This window comes from Salinispora fenicalii (genome assembly GCF_000514815.1).
Classification (GTDB): domain Bacteria; phylum Actinomycetota; class Actinomycetes; order Mycobacteriales; family Micromonosporaceae; genus Micromonospora; species Micromonospora fenicalii.
Window position 1 is genome coordinate 79,244 of record NZ_AZWQ01000009.1, and the last position, 24,349, is coordinate 103,592.

At 69.1% G+C, this 24,349-nt stretch carries 21 protein-coding genes, 1 tRNA gene and 1 other RNA gene; 17 read left to right on the plus strand and 6 right to left on the minus strand.

The genetic code is table 11. The features are described 5' to 3' along the window. Positions 1–126: 126 nt before the first annotated feature. The 6 genes from B116_RS0101945 (at position 127) to B116_RS0101970 (ending at position 4,859) form a co-directional block, all read left to right on the plus strand. A complete protein-coding gene (locus B116_RS0101945; RefSeq protein ID WP_018721367.1) occupies positions 127–531 on the plus strand; it encodes a YjbQ family protein in 405 nt (134 codons plus the stop codon). Between the two features lie 172 nt (positions 532–703). Then, a complete protein-coding gene (locus B116_RS0101950; RefSeq protein ID WP_018721368.1) occupies positions 704–1,186 on the plus strand; it encodes a MarR family winged helix-turn-helix transcriptional regulator in 483 nt (160 codons plus the stop codon). A gap of 61 nt (positions 1,187–1,247) precedes the next feature. Beyond that, a complete protein-coding gene (locus B116_RS0101955; protein WP_027659059.1) occupies positions 1,248–3,623 on the plus strand; it encodes a transketolase C-terminal domain-containing protein in 2,376 nt (791 codons plus the stop codon). 108 nt (positions 3,624–3,731) lie between these two features. Next, positions 3,732–4,169, plus strand: coding sequence for a DUF3052 domain-containing protein (locus B116_RS0101960; protein ID WP_018721370.1), 438 nt, complete (start codon positions 3,732–3,734; stop codon positions 4,167–4,169). 73 nt (positions 4,170–4,242) lie between these two features. After that, positions 4,243–4,710 carry a peroxiredoxin gene (locus tag B116_RS0101965; RefSeq protein WP_018721371.1) on the plus strand — a complete coding sequence of 156 codons (468 nt, stop codon included), beginning with the start codon at positions 4,243–4,245 and terminating at the stop codon, positions 4,708–4,710. Positions 4,711–4,787: 77 nt separating this feature from the next. Beyond that, a tRNA-Val gene (locus B116_RS0101970) sits at positions 4,788–4,859 on the plus strand. A 54-nt stretch (positions 4,860–4,913) separates the two neighbouring features. Here B116_RS0101970 and B116_RS0101975 read toward each other — a convergent pair. Both B116_RS0101975 and B116_RS0101980 read right to left on the minus strand, forming a co-directional pair. Then, on the minus strand, positions 4,914–5,552 hold the full coding sequence (locus B116_RS0101975; RefSeq protein WP_027659060.1) for a TMEM175 family protein: 639 nt from the start codon (positions 5,550–5,552) through the stop codon (positions 4,914–4,916). 237 nt (positions 5,553–5,789) lie between these two features. Then, positions 5,790–6,704, minus strand: coding sequence for a polysaccharide deacetylase family protein (locus tag B116_RS0101980; protein ID WP_027659061.1), 915 nt, complete (start codon positions 6,702–6,704; stop codon positions 5,790–5,792). Positions 6,705–7,031: 327 nt separating this feature from the next. Between B116_RS0101980 and B116_RS0101985 the strand changes: the two genes are divergently transcribed. Both B116_RS0101985 and B116_RS0101990 read left to right on the plus strand, forming a co-directional pair. Beyond that, positions 7,032–7,829: an alpha/beta fold hydrolase gene (locus B116_RS0101985; RefSeq protein WP_026321547.1), complete on the plus strand. Its 798-nt coding sequence runs from the start codon at positions 7,032–7,034 to the stop codon at positions 7,827–7,829. 99 nt (positions 7,830–7,928) lie between these two features. Beyond that, positions 7,929–9,077 (plus strand): polysaccharide pyruvyl transferase family protein, encoded by a 1,149-nt coding sequence (locus B116_RS0101990; protein ID WP_018721375.1) that lies wholly within the window; start codon positions 7,929–7,931, stop codon positions 9,075–9,077. Positions 9,078–9,082: 5 nt separating this feature from the next. Here B116_RS0101990 and B116_RS0101995 read toward each other — a convergent pair whose 3' ends face one another. Then, positions 9,083–9,289 carry a hypothetical protein gene (locus tag B116_RS0101995; protein WP_018216512.1) on the minus strand — a complete coding sequence of 69 codons (207 nt, stop codon included), beginning with the start codon at positions 9,287–9,289 and terminating at the stop codon, positions 9,083–9,085. Between the two features lie 151 nt (positions 9,290–9,440). Between B116_RS0101995 and B116_RS0102000 the strand changes: the two genes are divergently transcribed. Next, positions 9,441–12,707, plus strand: a complete 3,267-nt coding sequence (locus B116_RS0102000) for a DEAD/DEAH box helicase (protein WP_027659062.1) — start codon at positions 9,441–9,443, stop codon at positions 12,705–12,707. Next, positions 12,704–13,618 (plus strand): SWIM zinc finger family protein, encoded by a 915-nt coding sequence (locus tag B116_RS0102005; protein ID WP_027659063.1) that lies wholly within the window; start codon positions 12,704–12,706, stop codon positions 13,616–13,618. Before B116_RS0102000 ends, B116_RS0102005 begins: the two co-directional genes overlap by 4 nt. Positions 13,619–13,644: 26 nt before the next feature. On the opposite strand, the gene B116_RS0102010 is transcribed toward B116_RS0102005, so the two are convergent. Together B116_RS0102010 and B116_RS0102015 are read right to left on the minus strand one after the other, a co-directional pair. Then, positions 13,645–13,902 (minus strand): DUF3040 domain-containing protein, encoded by a 258-nt coding sequence (locus B116_RS0102010; protein ID WP_018721378.1) that lies wholly within the window; start codon positions 13,900–13,902, stop codon positions 13,645–13,647. A gap of 191 nt (positions 13,903–14,093) precedes the next feature. Further along, positions 14,094–14,777, minus strand: a complete 684-nt coding sequence (locus B116_RS0102015; RefSeq protein WP_026321548.1) for a bifunctional DNA primase/polymerase — start codon at positions 14,775–14,777, stop codon at positions 14,094–14,096. 228 nt (positions 14,778–15,005) lie between these two features. On the opposite strand from B116_RS0102015, the gene B116_RS0102020 reads away from it, so the two are divergent. From B116_RS0102020 to B116_RS0102040, 5 genes are read left to right on the plus strand one after another with little or no spacing between them, the layout of a single operon-like run. After that, positions 15,006–16,229 carry a helix-turn-helix domain-containing protein gene (locus tag B116_RS0102020; protein ID WP_018721380.1) on the plus strand — a complete coding sequence of 408 codons (1,224 nt, stop codon included), beginning with the start codon at positions 15,006–15,008 and terminating at the stop codon, positions 16,227–16,229. Beyond that, entirely contained in the window at positions 16,226–16,822 is a 597-nt protein-coding gene (locus B116_RS0102025) for a flavoprotein (RefSeq protein WP_027659064.1), read from the plus strand. Before B116_RS0102020 ends, B116_RS0102025 begins: the two co-directional genes overlap by 4 nt. A gap of 58 nt (positions 16,823–16,880) precedes the next feature. Further along, the gene (locus tag B116_RS0102030) at positions 16,881–17,753 is read left to right on the plus strand and encodes a Nif3-like dinuclear metal center hexameric protein (protein WP_033667243.1); all 873 of its coding nucleotides are present in this window, start codon (positions 16,881–16,883) and stop codon (positions 17,751–17,753) included. Continuing rightward, on the plus strand, positions 17,743–18,480 hold the full coding sequence (locus tag B116_RS0102035) for a zinc ribbon domain-containing protein (protein ID WP_027659066.1): 738 nt from the start codon (positions 17,743–17,745) through the stop codon (positions 18,478–18,480). Before B116_RS0102030 ends, B116_RS0102035 begins: the two co-directional genes overlap by 11 nt. Before the next feature lie 2 nt (positions 18,481–18,482). After that, positions 18,483–19,691: a bifunctional RNase H/acid phosphatase gene (locus B116_RS0102040; RefSeq protein WP_027659067.1), complete on the plus strand. Its 1,209-nt coding sequence runs from the start codon at positions 18,483–18,485 to the stop codon at positions 19,689–19,691. Between the two features lie 55 nt (positions 19,692–19,746). On the opposite strand, the gene B116_RS0102045 is transcribed toward B116_RS0102040, so the two are convergent. After that, positions 19,747–20,508 (minus strand): sulfite exporter TauE/SafE family protein, encoded by a 762-nt coding sequence (locus tag B116_RS0102045; RefSeq protein WP_027659068.1) that lies wholly within the window; start codon positions 20,506–20,508, stop codon positions 19,747–19,749. A 136-nt stretch (positions 20,509–20,644) separates the two neighbouring features. Here B116_RS0102045 and rnpB point away from each other — a divergent pair. Both rnpB and B116_RS0102050 read left to right on the plus strand, forming a co-directional pair. Beyond that, an RNA gene (gene rnpB / locus B116_RS25875) (RNase P RNA component class A) lies at positions 20,645–21,059 on the plus strand. 624 nt (positions 21,060–21,683) lie between these two features. Further along, positions 21,684–23,951: an FG-GAP-like repeat-containing protein gene (locus B116_RS0102050; protein WP_082312662.1), complete on the plus strand. Its 2,268-nt coding sequence runs from the start codon at positions 21,684–21,686 to the stop codon at positions 23,949–23,951. The last annotated feature ends 398 nt before the right edge of the window (positions 23,952–24,349 follow it).

Genomic DNA, 24,349 nt, shown 5'->3' on the forward strand with positions numbered 1-24,349 from the left:
GTCACTTCACCTGCAGGAGACGCGATGCTCGACACAGGTACTCATCGGTAACCTCATTCGGAGTGGCCCGACGGTGTCTCGATGTCACGGGTTGGTCTGGACGGGCCGCGGGGCAGAATTCGGCGTATGCGTACCGAAGTTATTACTGTGCAGACCGGGTCCCGTCTCACCGTCCGGAACATCACCGCCGAGGCGGAGCGGTTCGTGGTCGGACAGGGAGACGGGCTGCTGCACGTCTTCGTGCCCCACACCACCGCCGGCCTCGCGCTCATCGAATTCGGTACCGGGTCCGATGACGACCTACGGCGGGTGCTCAACGACCTACTGCCCGCTGACGACCGGTGGCGGCACCGGCACGGGGCCCCCGGCCACGGGCGGGACCATCTGCTGCCCGCCTTCCTGTCGCCGTACGCGACACTGCCCGTGTGTGCCGGAAAGCTCGTGCTCGGAACCTGGCAGTCGCTGTGCCTGGTGGACCCGAACGGGGACAACCCGACCCGCCAGGTCCGCTTCTCGTTCCTGCCCGGCTGACCAGTCCCCGAACCGGCTGACCGGCCCCCGAACCGGCTGACTGGCCCCGACGAGCAGAACCTCCTCGGGCCGGTGCGTGGCGCCGACACCCGGTGCCGTCGTTTCGGGGATTGACCACCTCGCGTTTCGGGAATTGACCACCTCGACTGTGGCGGCGGGTAGGGTGCCGGTCATGGCGCATCGCACCATCCAGCGGGTCGGCTCCCCCGAGGGCAGTCGGTCCGAGCTGGCCGGGGACGCCATCCGCCGGATCATGCAGATCGCCTCGACCATCCGGCAGGACCAGGAAATCGACATCACCCGGCTGGGGCTCACCCCCGCCGTGGCCCGCGCCCTATCCGAACTCGACCCAGACCGGCCGCTGCCCGCCCGGGAACTCGCCGAGCAGCTGCGCTGCGACCGGTCCAACGTAACCGCCCTAGTGGACCGGTTGGAGCAGGCCGGCCTGGTCGAGCGCCGGATCGACCCCGCCGACCGGCGGCAGAAGACACTCGTGGTGACCACAGCCGGGCGGCGCGTGCGAGTGCGGCTCCACCAAGCGATGTCCGAATCCCGGCTCCTCGCCGGTCTCAGCGATGAGGAAATCAGCGACCTGCGCGCCCTGGTGACCAAGATGTCCGACCGCGGCTGCCCAGAAGCCGACGCGGCGGAGTAGACCGGGCCGCCAACCGTCGTGTCCCTGGGCGCGCCGGGCTTCGGTCGGTAATGCTGTCCGAGTGACCACCCAGTACGACCTAGACGAGCGGCTCCGCGCGACATTGGGGACTCTGGTCGCCGCCGGGCGTCGTCGGGACCCCTCCCGGCCGGTCCGCGAGGAGACGCCGCTGACCGGCGCGCGGGTCCTGGAACTGTTCGACGCCCAGATCGTCAGCCGCCAGCTCGATCTGGCGGGCCGCTGGCTCCGCAGCTTCGGCGAGGGCTTTTACACCATCGGCTCGGCCGGCCACGAGGGCAATGCCGCCGTAGCCGCCGCGCTCGCCCCGACCGACCCGGCCTTGCTGCACTACCGCTCCGGCGCGTTCTACTGCGTCCGCGCTGCTCAGGCCGCAGGTGATCGCACCCCGGACGAGCACGACCACGCCACCGCCAGCGCGATCGCGGGCACCTGGGCTGTGTCGGCAGACGACGGGCAACGCTCCCTCACCCCCGAGTACGCTGAGGCGGCCCGCGACGTGCTGCGCGGGATGGTCGCCTCGGCTCGGGATGCGATCGCCGGCGGCCGGCACAAAGTCTTCGGCCGAGCTGACCTCGCCGTCGTGCCAACCACCTCCACTGTCGCCTCGCACCTGCCTCGCGCGGTCGGTCTGGGGCTGGCGCTAGAGCGGTCGCGCCGGCTCGACGGGGCGGACCAGCACACCATCCCCGACAACGCGCCGTGGCCGCCAGCGGCCGTCGTGCTCTGCTCCTTCGGCGACGCGTCGGTGAACCACGCCAGCGCCACCGCCGCCCTGAACACCGCCGGCTGGTACGACCACATCGGGCTACGACTACCCGTCCTGTTCCTCTGCGAGGACAACGGCCTTGGCATCAGCGTGCAGTCACCGCAGGGCTGGGTCGCGGCGGTCCTACGCGCGAAGCCGGGAGTCCGCTACTTCACCGCCGACGGAACTGACCTGGTCGAGGCGTACGCGGTGGCGACCGAGGCGGTGCAGTGGGTCCGTCGACACCGCCGGCCGGCCGTGCTGCACCTGTCGACCGTACGACTGATGGGGCACGCCGGTGCGGACACCGAGACCGCGTACCGCACCACCAACGAGATCACCGCCGACCTTGAGCGGGATCCGCTGCTGGTCACCGCCCGGCTGCTCACCGGTGCGGGCATCACCACCGGCGCGGCCCTGCTGGCCCGGTATGACCAGATCGGCTGGCAGGTCCGCCGGATCGCCGAGGAGGTGCTGGAGGAGCCGAAGCTGGCTGATCCGGCGCAGGTCCTCGCCCCGCTGGCACCACGGCGGCCGGCACGGGTCGCCCAGGCCATCGCCGCTGCCGCGGCCCGCGCCGAAGGCCCCGGCGCGGCTGCCCGAGCCGAGGCCTTCGGTGGCAAAGTGCCCGAATTGGCCGGTCCGCTGACCCTCGGGCAGAGCATCAACGCCGCCCTCGCCGACGGCCTGCTCGACCACCCACGAATGGCCGTGTTTGGTCAGGACGTCGGGGTGAAGGGCGGGGTGTACGGGGTGACGAAGGGGCTGCGGGAGCGCTTCGGAGCAGCCCGGGTCTTCGACACCCTGCTCGACGAGACCTCGCTCCTCGGGCTCGGCCTAGGCGCTGGGCTGGCCGGGATGCTGCCGGTGCCGGAGATCCAGTACCTCGGGTATCTGCACAACGCCGAGGACCAACTGCGCGGCGAGGCCGCCACCATGCAGTTCTTTTCGCAGGGCGCCTTCCGTAATCCGATGGTGGTCCGGATCGCCGGGCTGGCGTACCAGCAGGGGTTCGGTGGTCACTTCCACAACGACAACTCGGTCTCCGTACTCCGGGATGTCCCCGGCCTGGTGGTCGCGGTGCCGGCGCGACCGGACGACGCCGCGCCCATGCTGCGTACCTGCCTGGCCAGTGCGGCGGTAGACGGCAGCGTCTGCGTCTTCCTGGAGCCGATCGCGCTCTACCACGCACGCGACCTGCGCGCGGAGGGCGATGGGGAGTGGCTCGCCGAGTACGCGGGGCCGGACTCCTGGGCGAGCGCGCAGGTGCCGATCGGCCGGGCCCGCGGCTACGGTGTCGGCTCGGCCGAGGACATTACGATCATCACCTTCGGCAACGGGGTACGGCTGTCGCTGCGTGCCGCCGCGGTGCTCGCCGAGGAGGGGGTCGGCAGCCGCGTAGTCGACCTGCGGTGGCTTGCGCCGCTGCCGGTCGCCGACCTCATTCGGGAGGCCACCGCGACTGGGCGGGTCCTGGTCGTGGACGAGACCCGGCGCTCCGGCGGCGTGGGGGAGGGGATCATCGCGGCCTTGGTCGATGCCGGATACGTCGGAGCGGTGCGGCGTGTCGCAGCAGTTGACTCGTTCGTACCATTAGGCCCGGCGGCCCGTCAGGTTCTGGTCACCGAGGATGCCATCACCCAGGGTGCCCGAACGCTCTTGGCAGGGTAAATTCCGTTCCACCCGGTGTGCCACTTGCGCGCCGAGCCGCAACTGTGTGGACTTGGCTCACGGCGTTGACCGACGCCGTGAGCTGGATGAAAGAGGAGGCACGCGACAGTGAGCGCGACCGCTGGTCAGGCCGCCGACGGGGTACGCAGCCTGGCGGACCGGTTCGGAATCGAGCCGGGGATGGTCGTCATGGAGATGGGGTACGACGACGACGTCGACCAGGATCTCCGAGACGCACTGACCAACCGCTGTGGGGAACTGGTTGACGAAGACACCGACGAGGTGGTCGACGCGGTACTGGTGTGGTACCGGGACGGCGACGGTGACCTCTTCGAGTTGCTCGTTGATGCCCTCGGCCCGCTGGCGGACAGCGGAATCGTGTGGCTACTGACGCCGAAGGCTGGACGTGAGGGGCACGTGGAGCCGAGCGAGATCGCCGAGTCCGCACCCACCGCCGGTCTGCAGCAGACCTCCACGATCAACGCTGGCCGGGACTGGAGCGGCGCCCGGCTGGTGCTGCGCCGCGGGTCGAAGAGTAAGAGGTAACTGACTTCGTACCGTTCAGCTCCCGCCGTATGGCAGGCTTTTGTGACGTTGACCCGACTGCAAGGAGTTCCGTATGCCCATCGAGGTTGGCGCGCAGGCGCCGGACTTCGTGCTCAAGGACCAGAACAACCAGGAGGTTCGGCTCGCCGACTTCCGCGACAAGCGCAACGTGTTGCTGGTCTTCTACCCACTCGCCTTCACCGGTGTGTGTCAGGGTGAACTGTGCGAGGTACGGGACAACCTGAACCAGTACGTCAACGACGATGTTCAGGTGCTCACCGTCAGCGTTGACTCGGTGTACGCCCACAAGATCTGGGCAGACCGGGAGGGCTACCAGTTCCCGCTGCTCTCCGACTTCTGGCCGCACGGCTCGGTTGCCCAGGCCTATGGGGTCTTCAACGAGGTTGCCGGCATCGCCAACCGGGGCACCTTCGTCATCGACAAGGCGGGTGTGGTCCGCTTCGCCGAGATGAACATGCCGGGCGAGGCCCGCGACCAGCAGGGTTGGCGTAAGGCGCTGGCCGAGGTGACGGCCGCCTGACACCGGTCGGCCGTCGGAGTGGGGTCGGTGGCGGCAGGGTAAGCTTGCCAGCCTCCGGCCCGTCTCACCGGCGCCCGGGGCGCGTAGCTCAGTGGGAGAGCACTCGCCTTACAAGCGAGGGGTCGCAGGTTCGAAACCTGCCGCGCCCACCCCGTACCACCAGCACTGACGACGGCCCGGAGGTCACTTTCCGCGCCCAGCGGCTAGCCGCACTCGTCTTCCGCCCGTCCGGCAGGTGGGAGGTCGCCCGGGCCGCGGATCAAATAGATCGCCACCAGCAGTAGGTAGGCCAGCAGGCTGAGGATCGGATTGATGAAGACGATCGCGAAGGCGATCAGGTAGAGCAGCGGGCGGATGAGGTACCGGCGGGAGACCGACGCCGCCAGCCGGGGATCGAGATCCGGGCTGAGTAGGCCGCGCCAGCGCGCCCACCACCAGCCCAGGTTGAAAAACAGCGCTTCGCCGAGCACGGCGCCGACGTAGATCGCGGCCGACAACTGCTGGTCCACATCGCTGCCGCGAAGGTGGTCCGAGAGCTGGTTGGCCGTGAACGGGATGGCCGCCACGAACATCAGCATCACCAGGTTCAGCACCAACATCATTTGGTCAATCCGGACCACGTATCGCCAACTGTTGTGGTGGGCCAGCCAGATCTGGCCGACGATGGCGAAGGTGATGACGTAGGCGAGGAAGGCCCGCCACTCCTCCTTGAGTCTCGCCACCAGGTCTGTGTCGGCCGTTCCATCTGGGGTGAACTGGAGCAGCTCCACCGCCATCAGAGTCAGTGCGACGGCGATCACGGCGTCGCTGAAGGCCTCCACCCGGACAGTGTTTCGGGACATCTCACTGTCTCGTCGATACCGGTGTCTCGGCCCTCCACCCGCCTGCTTCACGTCATCCCCGCCCCCCGCTGGATCCATCTGATCGTCACCCGGCGGGGTGGCGTGTGGGGCGAAATCGCCCTCACTCGACCGGAGCGAACGACTTTCGAGGGGTGAGCGGGTGCCGGTCGATGGGTGCCGCGCGAGTGCCATGACGAATGTCGTCGTGGCATCGGCGACTGGGCTGGTGCGGACGGTTCACCACGGAGGAGGTTGCTCCGGAGAAGTGGTAGCAGGAAGCACTTCGTCGAGTCTTCGGAAGCGTAGGCCGCGTGCAATGAGAACCGGAAGCGCGCGTTCGACGCCGGCGGCTGTCTCCGACCCAGGGCGGTTGAAGTGTGCCAGCAGGATTCCACCGGGGCGGAGCTGCAGGAACTGCTGGTAGACCTGGTCAGCGTCTGCGGTGGCACCGGAGTCGCCGTTGACGCTGAACATCACGGTCCACTCGCCCATCGCCCGGGACACCTGCGTGGCCACGTTGTCGGCGTGGGCTGTTCCCGGGCGGAAGAACTTTGGTTGGAGGTTGTAGTTGGTGGCCATCCACGTGTGCATTCCGGCGATTTCGTCGTACACCTCGGCAACGTTCTTCGTGCCGGCGATTCCGTACGCGGAGCGACCGGAAACTGACAGTGGGCGATGATTGCTGCCGTGATTGCCGATCTCGAACAGGGGGTCAGCCACGAGGCTTTCGAATTCCTGTCGATGAGTGGTTGCCCAGCGCTGGTTGACAAACAGCGTGGCCGGTATGTGGTGCTCCCGCAGCGCGTTGATCAACCGTTCGTCGTAACCGCTGCTGTCACTGCATGCGTCGAATGTCAGGCAGGCGGAGTCGCGGGCCAGTGAGGTGCCGGTCGGAAACGTCGACCAGGAACTCTCCGGGTGTAATCCCCAGTAGTGTGGTGTCTGGGCGCCGTACCGGCTGATGATCTCTTGTCGGGGCGGTAGCATGCCGGTGGCCGTTGCTGACGGTGGTGCCGGGGTGGCGCTGATTTCGACCGGCTCGGTCCAGGCAGAACCGTTTCTGTGGGGGCTGCGGTCGGCCTGCCCGGGGGCTAGCTTCGCCGCGGCGAGGACGGTTAGCCCACCGAGTGTTCCGACGCCGGTCAGCGTCATCATTTTTCTGCGGCTGAACAATTGTGTTGGCCGTTCCCGACCACTAAGCGCCTCCGGCCTGCCTGTCATTTACGGATCATACCCAGTAACGCGAGGTGTGTTCGCGTTACATCGTCCCTGCTCGCGGCTGGTGCGCCGAACAGCTCCGGGCGAGACGACGCCCAACGACGCTTCCGTCCCCAGAGCTGCCAGTACGCAGGCAAGCAGTAGGAACGGGGTTATGTGATTCCACGACAAAGCTGGAAGAGTCAGCTGACGGCGGCGTCCGGGCAATAGGATCGACGGTATGCACGGTGCTGCGGGCTGCCGGAAGCCGGGAGGGGTGCCGTGAGCTACGCCGAAGTCAATGGGCTTCGAATGTGGTACGAGTGGCACGGCACCGGACACCCGCTGGTGTTGCTGCACGGCGGCTTCGGGTCGACTGAGATGTTCACCCCGCTCCTGCCGACCCTGACGAAGCGGCGCAACGTCCTCGCGGTGGATCTCCAGGGGCATGGGCGTACCGCCGACGTAAACCGTCCACTCCGGTACGAGTCACTGGCCGACGACGTCGCCGCGTTGATCACGCAGCTGGGTTTGGCCGAGGTTGACGTGCTCGGATACTCGCTGGGCGGCGGGGTGGGGCTGCGTACCGCGATCCAGCATCCGGACCTGGTCGGCCGGCTGGTGGTGGTCTCCGCGCCGTGCCGCCAGCAGGGCTGGTATCGAGAGACCCGCACCGCGATGGCCCAGCAGGACGAGGCGGCTGGGAAGCGGATGCGGGGTACGCCGGCGCATCAGCGCTACACCCAGGTCGCGCCCCGGCCCGCGGACTGGCCCCGGCTGTGGGCGAAGTCGGGGGAGCTGCTGCGGCGCGAGTACGACTGGTCGGCGGAGGTTGCTGCCCTCGTCCTGCCCACGTTGCTGGTCTTCGCCGATGCGGACTCGGTGACCACCGCGCACATGGTGGAGTTCTTCGGGCTGCTCGGTGGCGGTCACAAGGACGCCGGCTGGGACGGCACCGGTCGGTCGGCCGCCCGGTTGGCGGTGCTGCCCGGCCTCACCCACTACGACATCCTCTCGTCCCCAGCCCTGCCGGCGGCGGTGCTGCCCTTCCTCACCCACCCCACGGGTCCCCCCGGCTGACGCCGACCCCAGCCCGACGACGGTTCATCCGCCGCCGGGGCAGGACTGTTCCTCGGCGTACCGGGAAATCCGCGTGGACGTACCCGGGAGGAGCGACGGATGACAGCTGGCGCCGGTCTGACCATCGGTGTGCTCGGCTCCTACGGCGGTCGTAACCTCGGTGACGAGGCGATCCTCACCGGCCTCCTGGCCGACCTGCGGGGGCAGGAGCCGAATGCGCGGATCATCGTCTTCTCCCGCAACCCCGATCACACCCGGGCGGCCCATCCGGAGGTGGAGGCGGTGCCGTGGGAGGGGGTGAGCCGCACCGACTCGTCCCCGATGCTGGCCCAGCTTGATCTGCTCATCCTGGGGGGCGGCGGCATCCTCTACGACCAGGAGGCCCGGCGTTACCTGCGGGTCGTCCGGGTTGCCCAGGAGCGTGGCCTGCCGTTGCTCACCTACGCGGTGGGGGTCGGCCCGCTCAGCGAGATCGTGGACACCGGGATGGTCCGCGAGACGCTGGCCGGGGCGACCCAGGTCACGGTACGGGACCAGGAGTCTCGGATGCTCCTGGAGGAGGCTGGGCTACTCAACCCGATCACGGTCACCGCGGATCCGGCGTTTCTACTGGAGCCCGAGGACTTTCCCGTGCACCTGCTTCGGGAGGAGGGAGTGCCGGCGGGTCGGCATCTGGTCGGCATGAGTGTGCGGGAACCGGGACGGGCTGCCGAACGGCTCGATGTCGACGGCTACCACCGGCTCCTAGCCCAGATCGGTGACTTCTTGGTGCATCGAATCGACGCTGATGTCCTCTTCGTCCCGATGGAGCGGGACGATATCCGGCACTCCCATGGCGTGTTGTCGCACATGGTCGCCGCCGAGCGGGGACGCATCCTGCACGGCAGCTACTCACCCCAGCAGGTGCTCGGCCTGATGCGCCACTTTGACCTGGCGGTTGGCATGCGACTGCACTTTCTGATCTTCGCCGCGATGGTGAACACCCCGTTTCTTCCCCTGCCGTACGCCGGCAAGGTCTTCGATCTGGCCCAGCGCCTCGGCGTCCCCGCCCTACGCGGGGTGGAGCGGGAGGTCGAGGGGCCGCTGCTAGCTGAGGTCGACCGGCTATGGGACGAGCGGGACCAGCGCGCCGAGGCCACCGCCCGGCGGGTCGCCGAGGTGTGCGAAGAGGCCCGGGGCACCTCCAAGGTGACCCGCGCGGTGCTGGATAGTCTCCGGACCCAGTCGATGGTCTCCGTGGACGGGTGAGCCGGTCAGACCGCCGGACCCCGCCAGCAGTAGCGCCACCTCCTGGCATCTCCCCCCACCGTCTCCAACTCGTAGATTTCGGCGTCGGCGAGCCCGCCGTCGCCGAGGTGGTGGTGGGTCAGCGGTGGGCGACCGTTCGGGTCCAGTTCGACGGTCACGGTCTGCCCGTCGGACGAACCACCGGCCAGCGGAATCTCCACGGTTGGCGCCATGGGCCCATCCTGCCCCGACCGGCGTGCCGGCGGAGCGGAAGCGTCGGCCCCAGGAAACGGGTACGGGTCAGGAGCGGGTCTGCTACAGCGGTCCCGAGCCGCGCTGCCACCCCGCCTATCCTGGGCTGGGGCGCCAACGAGGGGAGATCGCGTGCTGGTTATCCACGGGTCGTGGCGGCTCGGCAGCGGGCTCGCCATCTGGGCCGAGGACAGCACGTCGCCGCCGCGGGCACCGCGCCGGGCCGGGCGGGCGCCCCGCGAACGACCCCATCCGTTCGCCGCCGGTCACCCCGTGCTCGCCGCAGCCCTGGCCGAGGTCGCCGACCCGACCGCGCCCGGCACGGCGCTGCTCACTCTGCCCACCCGAGCTGGTTCCCCGCTGGACTCGCCGGAGCTGATCCGCACCGCGCCGGTCGAGCCGCTCCGTGGCCCGGTCACGTTGGCCGGGTGGCGGGTGCCGGCCCTGGTGTATGCCCCGGACACCGCCCTGTCGCTGCTTTCTCAAATCACCGCGGCCGGTGCGCTACCGGACGCCGTACCCGGCGCCACCCTGCGTCACCTCGCGGAGCTGGCGGCCTTCGCCGTGGACCTCGCCGCCCGCGGTCGGGTCCTGCCCGGCGTACGGCCGGAGCCTGGTGGTGAACCGCGGCCGGTTTCGGAGACACGGCGGCGAGGGACGGGCGCCTGGCGAGCCGTCCCGGCCCGGTCCACGCCGACGTCAGGGGAGCGCGTCAGCGCCGCGTGGGCGGTGTGGCGGCCGTTGCTGACCGGTGCGGACGCCGGGTGGGCCCGTGCCCTCGCCCTCGCCCTGCCGCCCGCGGCCCGCGCCGCCGTCGAGGTCGCTCCGGATCCGCTTGCCGTAAGCGGACCAGAAGTACCCGTAGCTGGTGGACCGGAAACGCCCACCAATGGTGCTGCGTCGCTGCGGGCCCGGGGTGCGAGGCGATCGACGGCGGTCGTCGGGGAGCCCGGGGAGCTGGTGGCCGAGGCGCTCGACGCGCTCACCGACGCGGCCGTACGGGCCGCCCTCGCGGAGACTTCCCTCACCCGGGGAGCCCGTCCGCGGGGTGCGGTTGCGGCCTGGCTGGCGGCGCTCACCGGCCCGCGTCGTGACTTTACCGCCGACTCGGCGGAGCTTGACACTCTGCGCGGTGAGCTGGACGTCTGGCAGCGCGATGCGGTGGGAGGTTCGGTCCGGGCCAGCTTCCGGCTGGTGGAGCCGCCGACGGACGGGTCCTCCGAGACGGCGGCCGGCGGGCTGATCGCGGCTGAGGGCACGTGGCGGGTCGAGTTCGGCCTGCAGCCCGCTGACCAGCCGGGTCTGCACGTTGACGCCGCACGGATCTGGCACGAGCCGGCGGACTTGCCCGGCCCAGCCGCTCCGCCGGAGGCCCTGCTGGCCGAGTTGGGGCGAGCCAGCCGGCTCTGGCCAGAGCTGAACGCGGCCCTGCGCACCGCCACTCCCGAGGCGCTGGAGCTGGACGCCGTGGGCGCGCACCGCTTTCTCCGCGACGGCGCGCCGGTGCTGCACGCAGCCGGGTTCGCGGTGCTGCTGCCCTCGTGGTGGCGGCGTCCCTCGTCCCGGCTCGGCGCTCGACTACAGGCCCAGAGCCGCACCGCCCCCGGCACCGTGGCCGGGGCGGGCGGTGGGGTGGGGCTGGATGCCCTGGTCGACTACCGCTGGGAGGTCTCCCTCGGTGACCATCCGCTGACCGCCGAGGAGCTGGAGTCGCTGGCCGCGCTGAAGTCCCCGTTGGTCCAGCTGCGTGGGCGCTGGGTGGAGCTGGACCCGAAGCGGCTCGCCGCCGGCCTGCGGCTGCTCCGTTCAACCGGTGAGCTGACCGTCGGCGACCTGCTGCGGCAGGGCCTCTCCGACCCCGCTACCGACGCGCTGCCGGTGCTTGAGGTAGCGGCCGACGGTGCATTGGGTGACCTGCTTGCCGGAGCCGTGGAGCGGCAGCTCACCCCGGTCGACCCGGCCCCGTCGTTCCACGGCGTGCTCCGCCCCTACCAGCGGCGAGGACTGGCCTGGTTGTCGTTCCTCCAGTCCCTCGGCCTGGGCGGGGTGCTCGCCGACGACATGGGTCTCGGCAAGACGGTGCAGCTACTCGCGTTGCTCGCCGGCGACCCACCGGGCGTCGGCCCGACCCTGTTGGTCTGTCCGATGTCACTGGTCGGAAACTGGCAGCGGGAGGCGGCGACCTTCACCCCCGGCGTACGGGTCCATGTGCATCACGGCGCCGAGCGGGCCCGGGGAACGGCGTTCACCGCGGCCGTGGCGGGGGCGGACCTGGTCCTCACCACGTACACGGTGGCGGCCCGCGATGCGGGGGAGCTGGCCGGGGTCGACTGGCATCGGGTGGTGGTGGACGAGGCGCAGGCCATCAAGAACGCCTCGACCCGGCAAGCCGAGGCGGTTCGCGCGTTGCCGGCCCGACATCGGATCGCGGTCACCGGCACGCCGGTGGAGAATCGGCTCGCCGACCTCTGGTCGATCATGCAGTTCGCCAATCCCGGTCTGCTTGGTCCGGCCGCCGAGTTCAAGAAGCGGTACGCCGAACCGATCGAGCGGCACGGCGATGCGGAGGCGGCCGAGCGACTGCGCCGGATCACCGGCCCGTTCGTGCTGCGTCGACTCAAGACCGACTCCTCGATCATCTCCGACCTGCCCGAGAAGCTGGAGATGGAGGTGGTGTGCAATCTGACCGCGGAGCAGGCTGCCCTCTACCGCGCGGTGGTGGACGACATGATGGCCCAGATCGAGTCCAGTGAGGGTATCGAGCGGCGTGGGCTCGTGCTGGCCGCCATGACCCGGCTCAAGCAGGTCTGTAACCATCCGGCGCACCTGCTGCGGGACAACTCGGCGCTGGTCGGCCGCTCCGGCAAGCTGGCTCGGCTGGAGGAGATCCTTGACGAGGTGCTTGCCGCAGGCGAGAAGGCCCTGCTCTTCACCCAGTACGCCGAGTTCGGCGGCATGCTGCGCGGCCACCTGTCGGCGCGGTTCGGACAGGAGACGCTGTTCTTGCACGGCGGTGTCGGTAAGGCCGACCGGGACGCGATGGTGACCCGGTTCCAGTCCCCGGACGGGCCCGCGCTCTTCGTGCTCTCGCTGAAGGCCGGTGGTACGGGCCTTACCCTGACTGCGGCCAATCATGTCGTGCACGTTGACCGCTGGTGGAATCCGGCGGTGGAGGACCAGGCCACGGACCGGGCGTTCCGCATCGGGCAGCGACGGCGCGTTCAGGTTCGAAAGTTCGTCTGCGCCGGCACGGTGGAGGAGAAGGTTGCCGCACTCATCGCCGACAAGCGCCGGCTCGCCTCGACGGTGGTGGGCGCGGGTGAGCAATGGGTGACCGAGCTGTCCACAGCACAGCTGCGGGAGCTGTTCCAGCTGGAGGCCGGGGCGGTGGCCGAGTGAGCCCGCGCGCCACCGGCAGCGCCAAGCCGGGCCGCCCGGCCGACCGGTTCGCCGACTATGGTCCACCCCGCAGGGTCGCCGGTGGGCTGCGGGCGCGCAGTACCCGCGGCGCGATCGGTACCTCCTGGTGGTCCCGCCGGTTCCTGGAGGTGCTGGAGTCCTTCGCGCTGGGCACTCGCTTGACCCGCGGTCGGTCGTACGCCCGGGCGGGGCAGGTACTGCGGTTGGAGGTGACGCCGGGCGAGGTGACGGCCGCGGTGCAGGGCTCGCGACCCCGGCCGTACGAGGTGCGGATCACGCTGGCGCCCTTCCCGGCGACCCTCTGGTCCCGGGTGGAGGAGGAGCTGGCCGCGCAGGCGTTTTTCAGTGCTCGCCTACTCGCCGGTGATCTCCCCGCTGAGCTGGAGGAGCTCTTCATCGCGGCTGGTGCACCGCTGTTCCCCGCCGGCCTGGCCGAGCTGGGCCAGTGGTGTAGCTGCCCCGACGGCGCAGTGCCGTGCAAACATCTCGCCGCGACCTTCTACCTTCTTGCCGAGGCGTTCGACGCGGACCCGTTCGCACTGCTGCACTGGCGCGGCCGGGGTCGAGACGAGCTGCTGGACCGGCTGCGGGTGCGCTGGGGTGGTGCCGCCGCCGTACCCGAACGGTCCGACTCGGACGAGGTGTCGTCGGCGCCGGTGACTGGTGCTGCGCGGTCGGTGGCGGGTCTGCCGCCGGCGTCGCTGGCCGACGCGGTGGATCGGTTCTGGTCCTCGCCGGTTCCGCTGCCCGACCGGCCGCCGACGTTGGTGACGGGGACTGAGTTGCTGTTGCGGCAGCTCGGCGCGCCCGCCCCGGCCATCGGTGGCCCTGGGCTGGTGGAGCGACTACGTCGGGCGTATCGGCGGCTCGGCGAGCAGGGCACCGACTGACTGTCCGCGGCGGAAGGCCGGGTGACTCATAGCCAGCGGCGCCGGAAGCGCCACATAACCACGGCGTTGGCTACCAGGACCACCGCGCAGACCGCGCCAGCCACCGGGCCGGCGAGCACAGTTGTCGCCGGAAGCGCCGCCCAGAGCACGATGGTCAACAGCATCAACCACCGGCCACGGTGGCCCTTCGCCCGATGGTCCAGCCGGGCGAAGAATGCTGGGTCGCTCTCCCGGAGGTTGCGGGTGATCTGCTCGAACCTGCGCTGATCCTCTTTGCTGAGCATGTGCCTTCCCCTCACGTGTTCAGCGGTTCGCCGGGCATACCCGCTGCGGTGGCGGCTCACGCTCCTGCTGCTGACACTTTCCGACGGGCGGCGCGGCGCCAGCGGCCAACTCGATGGGGCTTTGGTCCGGATAAGTGTTCTTTGTGCCGTCTGTCCGGAGGGCGCGATAGGTCCGTCGATGGCCGTGCCGGTCAGCGTCCCCGCCGAGGAAGCGGCAGGTGGCCAGGGACCAGCTGCTCCGCTGCCAGCGGTACCCCGCTCGCCCGTAACTCCGCGATCAGGCTGTTCTGCATCAGGTACGAGTCGGGGAGCTGCCAGCGTGCCTGCTCCGGGGCGACCACCCAGCGCACGGCCCCCTCGGGTAGCCGCGTCGGTGGGGCGGGGATCCACGAACCCGGGCCGTGCCGTACCACGTGGAAGCAGTGTTCAAGTTCGGGTCGAAGTGGGTCGCCGGGTCGGACCAGGAACATCCATCGGCCGGTGGGGGTGGACAGCACCGGCCCACGTACTCCTGGGCCGGCCGGGTGGTTCTGGACCGCGAGGAGCATGTCGCGTCCGATGTGGGCCGGCACCTCCAGGACGTCGAACGCCCGCCCGGTGGGTAGCAGAACGCCGTGCGGCCGGGTGCGCCACCACGTCGCGATCCGGGCCGGGTCGGCGCTGGCGGAGTGCTCCCAGTCCACCAGCGCAGGATGACAGCCGACGGTGGGGCAGCCCGCCCGCCCGCAGACGAAGCGGCTGCGGGCCAGGCACGCGCCGGGGGTCACCTCCCAGCCGTGTAGCGCGTAGCGTACGGCGACGCGGCGCAGCCGTACTCGCTCCAGGGGCGATAGCTGGGCGACCCGCGGTCCGATATTCCCCCACATATGTGCCATCTCCCCTCGCCGGATCCGGTCGTGCCGGTGGCATCTGTCGAGCACCGTCACTGCCTCGACCCGCGATCGTTGAGTTGACGAACGGCCGATGCAACTTGCACGAACGCTAGGAGTGCCGGCTGATCAGCTGACGTACATGCTGTGCGACCGGAAGAAATCTGAACAAAGCGCCGCGCCCACGACAAACCTGGCTAATCGGTCGGACGGATGCGTAGGAAGGGATGGGACATGGACGAGCTACCCATCGGGCGTCGGGTGGCCTACTGGCGGGGGCGACGCAAGATGTCCCAGCAGGTCTTCGCGGACCGGCTGGGTAAGTCCAAGAGCTGGGTGGACAAGGTTGAGCGGGGGGTACGTCGGCTGGACAAGTTCTCCGTGATCTACGAGATCGCCGACACCCTCCGGGTTGACGTGCAGCTACTGCTCGGCAAGGACCCGGAACGGCGGTCCGACGCGCTGAACTGCATCGACCAGACTGAGGTGCAGGAGATTCGGGCAGCGCTGGAGCGGTACGACGCGATGAGCGCCTACTTCCGCGCGGCACCGTACCCGCCGCCCCTGCCCGACATGCGCAAGGCCGTCACCCACGCCTGGTTGACCTATCAGTACGGCCGATACGGGATGCTGACTCGCTCGCTACCCAAGCTGCTGCGGGACGCTCAGGCGGCCGACGCTGGCTTCGGCGGCGACGACAACCGCGAGGCGGCGCACCTGCTCGGGCAGGTCTACCAGATCGCCTCGTCGGTTCTGCGCAAGCTGGGGGAGTGCGACCTGGCATGGCTCGCCGCCGACCGGGCAATGGCGGTCGCCCAACGGGCCGACGATCCACTCCTGGCCGGTATCGCCACCACCCGGGTCGGTAACGCCCTGGTGGCGATGGGGCGCCCCTTCCCGGCCCTGGAGGTGAACGTCGCAATCGCGAACCGATTGGCCCCGGGCGGTGACAACGACGCTACCCCGGATCGGCTGTCGGTCTACGGCATGCTGCTGCTTCAAGGGGCGATGGCCGCCTCCCGGATCGGGGACACTGCCACAGTGGATGACCTGCTGGACGGTGCCGACGAGGCGGCCACCCTGCTCGGCGGCGACCAGAACCACTATTGGACCTCCTTTGGGCCCACCAACGTGGAGCTGCACCGCGCCGCAGCGGCCGTCGAGCTCGGTGACGGCGGCCGAGCAGTGGAGGTCCATCAGCGCATCGGGCCGGAGTTCAACGCCCTGCTACCCGAGCGCCGCGCCCACCATCTGCTCGACATCGCCCGAGGCTACGCACAGGTTGGTGATGTGGCGAACGCCGGTGAAATGCTGCTGCAAGGCGACCGGCTCGCTCCGTCAGAGATCCGTTGCCGGCCCATCGCCCACGAGGTGATGTCCGACATCCTGCGTCGTACCCGTGGCACCCCGTCCGCCGCGATCGCGGAGTTGGCTGAACACATGGGAGTCGGGATATGAGTGTGGACGCTTCGATGACCACGTCGCAGCCGAGCAGCGCTGCGCGCCGGGTTCTCTACGTGATCGCCTGCGGTTCGCCGCTGGCCCGGCGAGTCGGCCGGCTCGTCGAACTGGCCCAGCAGGCCGGGTGGGAGGTCTGCGTCGTCACCACCCCCGACGGGGCCAAGTTCGTTGACCGGCCGGCGTTGGTCCGACAGACCGGCTACCCGGTCCGTAGCCACTACAAGAATCCGGGCGACCCGGATGTCCTGCCGCCGGCAGACGCGATGATCGTCTGCCCAGCCACGGTGAATACGGTCACCAAGTGGGCGGCGGGGATAGCCGACACCCTCCCCCTCGGCCTGCTCGTGGAGGCGCCGGGCCGCGGGGTGCCGCTGGTCGCGGTCCCCTTCACCAACGCGGCGATGGCCGCCCACCCGGCGTTCCAGGCAGCCCTCGGCCGGCTCTCCGAATGGGGCGTCACCGTGCTCTTCGGCGACCACGTCGTCCCGCTGCACCCACCCGGATCCGGTGAGCGTCACCTACCCGCCTTTCCCTGGGAGGCGGTGGTCGCCGCGTTGCCGGAACCATCGGCGGCGACCAGGGTCGCCTGACCGCCTGCCCGGGTGGCGACGCGTTCTGTCCCCACCCGCGCCGGTAAGCTGGCCCGCCGTGAGGACACCCGAATTTCCGCCGACCGTCGCCGATGTGGTGACCGAGTTGGAGCGGCGCTACCCACCGGCGTGGGCGCAGGAGTGGGACCGCGTCGGTCTGGTCCTCGGCGACCCGAATGCGCCGGTCCGCCGGGTGCTCTGCGTGGTGGACGTGGTGCCGGAGACGGTCGCCGAGGCGATTGACGCCCGGGTCGACCTGATCGTGGCGCATCACCCGCTGCTCCTGCGGGGGGTGTCGTCGGTCGCCCCAACCACCTATAAGGGGCGGATCGTCCACCAGCTGATCAAAGCCGACGTCGCGCTGTACGTGGCGCACACTAACGCGGACGTCGCCGCACCGGGCGTTTCCGATGCACTGGCCGCCCGATTTGGGCTGACCGGGCTACGGCCGCTGGCGCCCCCCGCCGTCGGTGCACCCGCACACGGCGCCGGCCGGGGGATCGGCCGCATCGGTGAGCTACCCGAGCCGATGACCCTCGCCGAGCTGACCCGGCACGCCGCCGCCGTGCTCCCGGCCACCGCCTGGGGCGTACGCGCCGCCGGTGACCCGCAACGCACGGTGCGTACGCTCGCCGTCAGTGGCGGATCGGGCGACAGCTTCCTCGCCGCTGCGACAACCGCCGGGGTCGACGCGTACCTCACCGCCGACCTGCGGCACCACCCCACCAGCGAGCACCTGGCCACCGGCGGTCCGGCGCTGCTCGATGCCGCACACTGGGCGACCGAACGCCCGTGGCTGGACGACCTGGCCGCCGCCCTGCGGGAGACGACGGGCGTCGAGACGCTCGTGTCCGACCTGGAGACTGACCCGTGGACCGTACACGCCGCCCCGCCCGCGGCGGACGACAAGGAGCCCGACTGTGAAGGCTGAACCGTTAGTCCAGCGCCGCCTGCTCGACCTGGCCGGGATCGACACCACCCTCGCCCAACTCGCGCACCGCCGCCGGACGCTGCCAGAGCGGGCCGAACTGGACGCCCTCGCCCGGGAGCTGTCCGCGCTGGAGGACGAACGCGCCCGTGCCCAGGTGGCCATCGATGACCTGGACCGGGACATCGACCGGCTGGAACAGGACGTTGACCGGGTGCGAGCCCGCAAGCGCAAGGACGAAGACCGTCTTGCCGCCGGCGTTGGCCCGGCCCGGGAGTTGGAGGCGCTTCAGCACGAGTTGGCCTCCCTCAACCGCCGCCAGGGCGACCTCGAGGACGCCGAACTGGAGCTGATGGAGCAGCGGGAGACCGCGCAGGGCGTCCTGACCGGGATCGAGAAGCGGATCACCGAGGCCCGGGAGAAGCGGGATGCCGTCGAGCAGCGCCACAATGACAGCCTGAGCGAGATCACCAAGGAAGAGGAGTTCAAGCGAGGCGCCCGCCAGCCCCTCGCCGCCGACCTTCCCGGTGAACTGGTCGCGCTCTACGACCGGATTCGGGCGGAGAGCGGACTCGGCGCGGCCCTGCTTACCGCTGGTCGCTGCGGCGGGTGCCGGCTGGAGCTCTCCGGCGCGGACCGGGCCCGCATCCGGGCGGCGGATCCGGACGACGTGGTGCGCTGCGAGGAGTGCCGCCGGATCATGATCCGTACCAACGAGTCCGGGCTGTAGTCGTGGCGCCGCGGTTGGTCGTCATCGAGGCCGACGGTGGATCTCGGGGTAATCCCGGTCCGGCCGGATACGGCGCGGTGCTCCGTGACCCCGACACCGGTGAGGTGCTTGCCGAACGCTCCGCCGCGATCGGCACCGCCACCAACAACGTCGCCGAGTACCGCGGCCTGATCGCCGGCCTGGAGGCCGCCGCCGAGCTGGGGGCCGCCGAGGTGGAAGCCCGGTTGGACTCCAAGCTCGTGGTCGAGCAGATGTGCGGCCGTTGGCAGATCAAAAACCCCGGCCTGCGTCCGCTCGCCGCGCAGGCGGCCGGGTTGGTCGGCCAATTCGCCGCCGTCCGGTTCACCTGGATCCCCCGAAACCGCAACCGACACGCCGACGCCCTGGCCAACGCCGCCATGGACGCCGCCGCCGGAGCACCAGCCCGGCCCGCGACCCGAGCAGCCGAGGAGCCACGACCGGTGGCCGCCGCTGACTCGCCCGCCCGCGCGGCGGCCCGCGAGGCCGCGGCCCGCGCCGCCACTGCCCGTACCAGCGGGACCGACCCGGCCACCGCCCCCGCCTCCTGGGAGCCGCGGCCTAGCTTCACCGCAACCCGGCTGGTTATCGTCCGGCACGGGGCAACCGAGTACACCGAACAGCGCCGCTACTCCGGCCGGGTCGACGTGCCCCTCTCCGACCAAGGCCGGGCCCAGGCCGAAGCCACCGCCAACCGGGTGGCTGCGCTGGCCCCGTCGGCCGCGGCCGTGGTCAGCTCCCCACTGAGCCGGTGCCGGGACACCGCCGGGGCCATCGCCGCGGCGCTCGGGGGAAAGCCGGTCCGGGACAACGACGACCTCGTCGAGTGTGACTTCGGGGTCTGGGACGGCCGCACCTTCGCGGAGGTGCGGGAGCGCTGGGCCGGGGAGATGGACGCCTGGCTCGCCGCCACGACGGTCGCCCCGCCCGGCGGAGAGTCATTCGCCGAAGTCGCCACGCGCAGCCGCCGGGCGGTTGACGAGTTGCGGAAGGCGTACCCGGGGGAGACCGTCGTGGTGGTCTCGCACGTCTCGCCGATCAAACTGATTCTGCGGGACGCTCTTGGGGGCGGAGACACGCTGCTGCATCGGCTGTTCCTCGATGCGGCCGGCATCTCCGTGGTGGATCTGTGGCCCGACGGGGGAGTGGCCGTCCGCTCCGTCAACGACACCGCCCACCTTCCGTCCAGCTGATCAACCCCGGCTTGCGGGCCTACTCAGCCGCTGGCCTACTCAGCGGCTGGTCCATTCAGCTTCTGGTCCGCCAGAGCAGGTACAGGCCGATGACTGTTCCGAAGACCACAATCACCGTTCTGAGTACCATCGGTGGCAGCCGGGGGAGCAGTCGCGCGCCCGCGTACCCACCGACCAGCGTTGCCGGTGCGACCACGGCAACCGCCGCCCAGTTCACCGGCCCGAACAGCGCGAACACCACCAGCGTGGTGAGCCCGACCACCGCCGAGAGCAGGTTCTTGATGGCGCTGACCCGGACCAGCGAGGCGTCCAGCACCAGCGCCAGGCCCGCCACCAACATCACCCCCAGCGCCGCGCCGAAGTAGCCGCCGTACACCGCGGCGAGCGCAACCATGGTCTGGACCCAGACGGTACGGTGGCGTGTCGACCGGTCGCGGGGGTGCCCGACGAACCGGCGTAGCGGCCCCTGGAACGCCAGCACCGCCGTCGCCCCGAGCACCAGAAACGGTACGACCAACTCGAACGCCCGGGCCGGCGTGGCCAACAGGAGCACAGTGCCGGCGACCGTACCGAGGATGGTGGTGGGCAGTAGAGGCAACAGCTCCCGACCACGCGGCAGCTCTGCGCGGCTGCCCGCGACGCTCGCCACGTAGCCCGGGAAGACCGACACCGAGTTGCTCACGTTCGCTGATACGGGCGGCAACCCGGCGGCGATCATCGCCGGGAAGGTGATCAGCGATCCCCCACCGGCTACCGCGTTGACCGTCCCGGCGGTGAGGCCGGCGGTGACGAGTAGCGCGGCGTCGGCGATGTGCATGGTCAGGCAGGCTAGTACGCCGCGGTGCCCCGTCCACTCCGCGGCGCCCGGTGCGGCGCGTCGGTGTGCGCTGGTGTGGTCTGTTGGGGCGGAAATGGGCGCGGCGACGGCGTCGTTAGGATGAGTGCGCGACGGACGAGTCGACCGGGCGGTCGCGTCGACGGGTTCCGGCCCGTCGTCGAGGAACGTCCGGACTCCACAGGGCAGGGTGGTTGCTAACGGCAACCCGGGGTGACCCGCGGGACAGTGCCACAGAAAACAGACCGCCGTCTCCGGACGGGGGCGGTAAGGGTGAAACGGTGGGGTAAGAGCCCACCAGCACCCCGGGTGACCGGGGTGGCTCGGTAAACCCCACCCGGAGCAAGGCCAAGAAGGGGCGTCATCAGCTGAGACGACGACCCGCGCAGGCGATCGAGGGCGGCCCGCCCGATGTCTGCGGGTAGGCCGCTGGAGCCTGTCGGTGACGGCAGGCCGAGATGGATGACCGCCGCCGGCGCGTGCCCTCGGGTTCGTGTCGCGCACAGAATCCGGCGTACAGGTCGACTCGTCCGTCGCCCACCAGCTCAGAGCCCTGATCAAGGCTCTGAGCTGGCCCTATTTCGGGTGTCGATAGTCGTTTACGGTCAACGTTGGCCAGCATTTGACAGCCTTAAGGTTCGGGTCGCTCATCACCCTGCAGGGATCGCAGCTCCGGCCATTCGGTAGATATCTATGCAACTTGCCCATGGTGGGAGTGCGCCCGAAGACAGGTTCGCCTTAATCGAGGTTGCGTGTTTGTGCCTACGGCATTGATCGAAGCATGCTGCAAGAGTGGGCAATTCGGGCGAATATTGTCGTTATCGGCAGTGCGTCATGCCGTCGCCCTGGGGTGGAGCGAGCGAAAGCCCTGCGCCTGCTTAGTTTCACTTGACATCCGGCGTGCCGGTCGACTCGTTCGTTGCCGCCAGCTCCATGTACTGATTGAGGCAACACGCTAGGTGTGAATCTAGATAAATTTCCGCTGATCTTAACATTTTTTAAATATTTCTGCTCTGGGTGATTTGTTCCATCTTCACCGTAGGTAAGGTGCTTTTCGCTGAGCGTATCCTGGGTGCCGTTGATCGATGATCTAGCCGGTAAGTGGATAGCTTGGAGTGAAATTGTTTAGTAGATCCTTACGGGTCAGGGTTGGCGTCATGCTGGTGGCCGGGCTGGCCGCTGGTGTGCTGACGGGGGGCGCTGTATCTGCAGTCTCCGGCGGAGAAGAGGTCCCTGACGGGGGGTATCCCTTTTCGGCCAAGGTGAACTTTGGTGAGCTGCATAGCTGCACTGGCGCTCTCGTTGCCAGTCGATGGGTCGTTACAGCGAAATCCTGTTTTGCCGAAGGAGGGTCAGCGCCTGCTGAGGCTGCGCCCAGCCGCCCGACCAGCGTGCTGGTTGGGCGAACCAATCTCGCCGGCAACGCGGGCCACCGACTCGGAGTGACGACTCTAGTTCCGCATCCGACCCGTAATGTTCTGCTGGTTGAGCTGTCGGCGCCCGTTGCTGGCGTGACGCCAGTAGAATGGTCGACGGTCGCGCCGTTGGCGCAGGAAACGCTGAGGGTCACCGGATATGGTCGCACTGCGACCGAGTGGGTGCCCGACCGTTTGCATTCAGCTACCTTTACGGTTTCCGAGGTGGCAGCCACGACAATCGGGGTCATCGGCACCTCGGCTGCGGCAACGATCTGTAAGGGCGACGGCGGTGGGCCCGCGTTTCGTGAGACTGAGTCCGGCGTCGAACTCGTTGCGATCAACAACACCAGTTGGCAAGGTGGCTGTCTCGGTGAGACCGAAACCCGGACCGATGCTACCCAGACTCGCCTCGATGATCTGGCCGACTGGTTCCGGGAGAGTACTCGCCTGCAGCCATATGCATTGACCAACACGGTCACGGGAGAGTTCACGGGAGACGGCCGTGATGATCTGATGGCGGTCGAGCCGGGTACCGGCAAGCTCTGGCTTTACCCTGGGACCGACACCGACCGGTTTTGGGACGACCGGATCCAGGTCCGATCGGATGTCATCTGGACGGACTACCGCGACTTTACTGTCGGCCAGTTCGGCGGGGACGCCAACGAAGACCTGCTCGTCATTGAAACCGCTACCGAGAATCTCTGGCTGTTCCCTGGCGACGGTGCCGGAGGGCTCGGAGAACGGGTGCAGGTCGGCAGTGGTTGGCAAGGCAAAACCGACCTGGTCGCTGGCAAGTTCAACCGGGATGGCCATGACGACATCGCAGCGGTCGCGCGTACCACGAACGAACTGCTGATGTGGCCGGGCAACGGCGCTGGTGGTTTCAGTGTGTCAACGCGAATTGGTAAGGGCTGGGGAGGGCTCACCGAACTGGTCGTCGGCCGCTTCAATCGGGACGGCTACGATGACATCGTGGCGTTGGCGAAAAACACCGGTGACCTCCTAATGTATCCCGGTAGCGCCGCTGGCGGTGCAGTCTGGGGTCAGAAGACTACGATTGCCGGGGGCGGTAGCGCACTTGGTTCGCTCGCAGCCGGCAAGCTCAATCCCGACGGTTACGACGACCTGATCGCCACCGAACACGACCAGCTCTGGCTTTACCCCGGCACTGTGGCTGGCGGCCTGCTTGGTGAGCGGGTAGCACCGATCGGGCGTGTTCCAGTACTGCAGCCGCACGGGTTGTTGGAAGCGGTCACCGGCGAGTTCACCCGCGACGAGTACGCGGACCTGATCGGCGTCGAGAAGGGTACTGGTCGACTTTGGCTTTACCCGGGCACGGGCACCGGCATGTGGGCTCCCCGAATCCAGGTGGGTATCGGCTGGGTCGGGTACCGGGATCTGGCGGTGGGCCGGTTCAACGCGGACAGCTACGACGACCTGCTAGCCATCAACTCCAGCACCGGCGACCTTTGGCTATGGCCGGGCACGGAGAGCGGAACCGACTGGGGCTACAAGGGCACGGATCCTGTCGGATGGGATTGGCATGGATACGAGCGGCTCACCGCTGGCCGTTTCGACGACGACGCCTACGACGACCTCGTGGCGGTAGATAGGAATACCGGCAAACTGCGCATGTGGGCAGGGCGCGGCAATGCCACCTGGGCGACGAGCGTCGATCTCGACACCGCGAACTGGAACACGCTTGGCGCTCTGGCGCGAGGCCAGTTCAACGACGACTCGTACGACGACTTGGTGGCTGTGGAGGAAGACACCGGTAAACTATGGTTGTATCCGGGTAAGGCCGGTGGCGGCTTCGACGACCGAGTTGAAGTCGCGAGCGGAGGTTGGGCCGAACGCGACGAACTCGTCTCAATTCGCCCCGATCAGGACGGGTATGACGCCCTGATTGCAGGCGCGTCGGCGAGTGGGCAGGTGTGGCTCTACCCCGCGACGAAGCCAGGCGATCCGGGGTGGAATGACCCAACCGAGTTCGGCCCAGTTTTTTGATCTACGCGGCCTAGCGTGACCCGGTCGGGTTCTGCGGACTTGGTCTGGTGAACTCGCCGGAGGGTGCTGGGTCCGTTCGTTGCCGAACGGGTGTCGCCTCCTGGTCTGTTTGTATGGCTGGGCGCGGGAGGTGCACCCGTTACGGCACCGTTACCGGGGTATGTCTGGATTTGCGCTCCGTATCCCATCTCCCGGGGACGGATTGCAGTCGGACCTAGCCTAATTTGTGAATGTATAACGGACGGTCATCTGTTGGCCGGCACCCGAACCAGGGTGCCGGCCAACAGCCATGTCTGGGCGGATACCAAGCCCGCCATGGGCGGGAAACCGCTGGTTGGGGCCGGGATCAGCGGTGACCGCGCCGGACTGAGTGAAGTTCTCAGAGGATACGGTTGTCG

What these genes read in the sequence shown, in the direction of transcription:
- B116_RS0102025 (WP_027659064.1), top strand. Translation starts at nt 16,226, where the DNA reads ATGAGTGTGGACGCTTCGATGACCACGTCGCAGCCGAGCAGCGCTGCG.
- B116_RS0101965 (WP_018721371.1), top strand. Translation starts at nt 4,243, where the DNA reads ATGCCCATCGAGGTTGGCGCGCAGGCGCCGGACTTCGTGCTCAAGGAC.
- B116_RS0101950 (WP_018721368.1), top strand. Translation starts at nt 704, where the DNA reads ATGGCGCATCGCACCATCCAGCGGGTCGGCTCCCCCGAGGGCAGTCGG.
- B116_RS0102015 (WP_026321548.1), bottom strand. Translation starts at nt 14,777, where the DNA reads ATGGCACATATGTGGGGGAATATCGGACCGCGGGTCGCCCAGCTATCG.
- B116_RS0101975 (WP_027659060.1), bottom strand. Translation starts at nt 5,552, where the DNA reads ATGTCCCGAAACACTGTCCGGGTGGAGGCCTTCAGCGACGCCGTGATC.
- B116_RS0102010 (WP_018721378.1), bottom strand. Translation starts at nt 13,902, where the DNA reads ATGCTCAGCAAAGAGGATCAGCGCAGGTTCGAGCAGATCACCCGCAAC.
- B116_RS0101945 (WP_018721367.1), top strand. Translation starts at nt 127, where the DNA reads ATGCGTACCGAAGTTATTACTGTGCAGACCGGGTCCCGTCTCACCGTC.
- B116_RS0102045 (WP_027659068.1), bottom strand. Translation starts at nt 20,508, where the DNA reads ATGCACATCGCCGACGCCGCGCTACTCGTCACCGCCGGCCTCACCGCC.
- B116_RS0102050 (WP_082312662.1), top strand. Translation starts at nt 21,684, where the DNA reads ATGCTGGTGGCCGGGCTGGCCGCTGGTGTGCTGACGGGGGGCGCTGTA.
- B116_RS0102020 (WP_018721380.1), top strand. Translation starts at nt 15,006, where the DNA reads ATGGACGAGCTACCCATCGGGCGTCGGGTGGCCTACTGGCGGGGGCGA.
- B116_RS0101980 (WP_027659061.1), bottom strand. Translation starts at nt 6,704, where the DNA reads ATGACGCTGACCGGCGTCGGAACACTCGGTGGGCTAACCGTCCTCGCC.
- B116_RS0101995 (WP_018216512.1), bottom strand. Translation starts at nt 9,289, where the DNA reads ATGGCGCCAACCGTGGAGATTCCGCTGGCCGGTGGTTCGTCCGACGGG.
- B116_RS0101990 (WP_018721375.1), top strand. Translation starts at nt 7,929, where the DNA reads ATGACAGCTGGCGCCGGTCTGACCATCGGTGTGCTCGGCTCCTACGGC.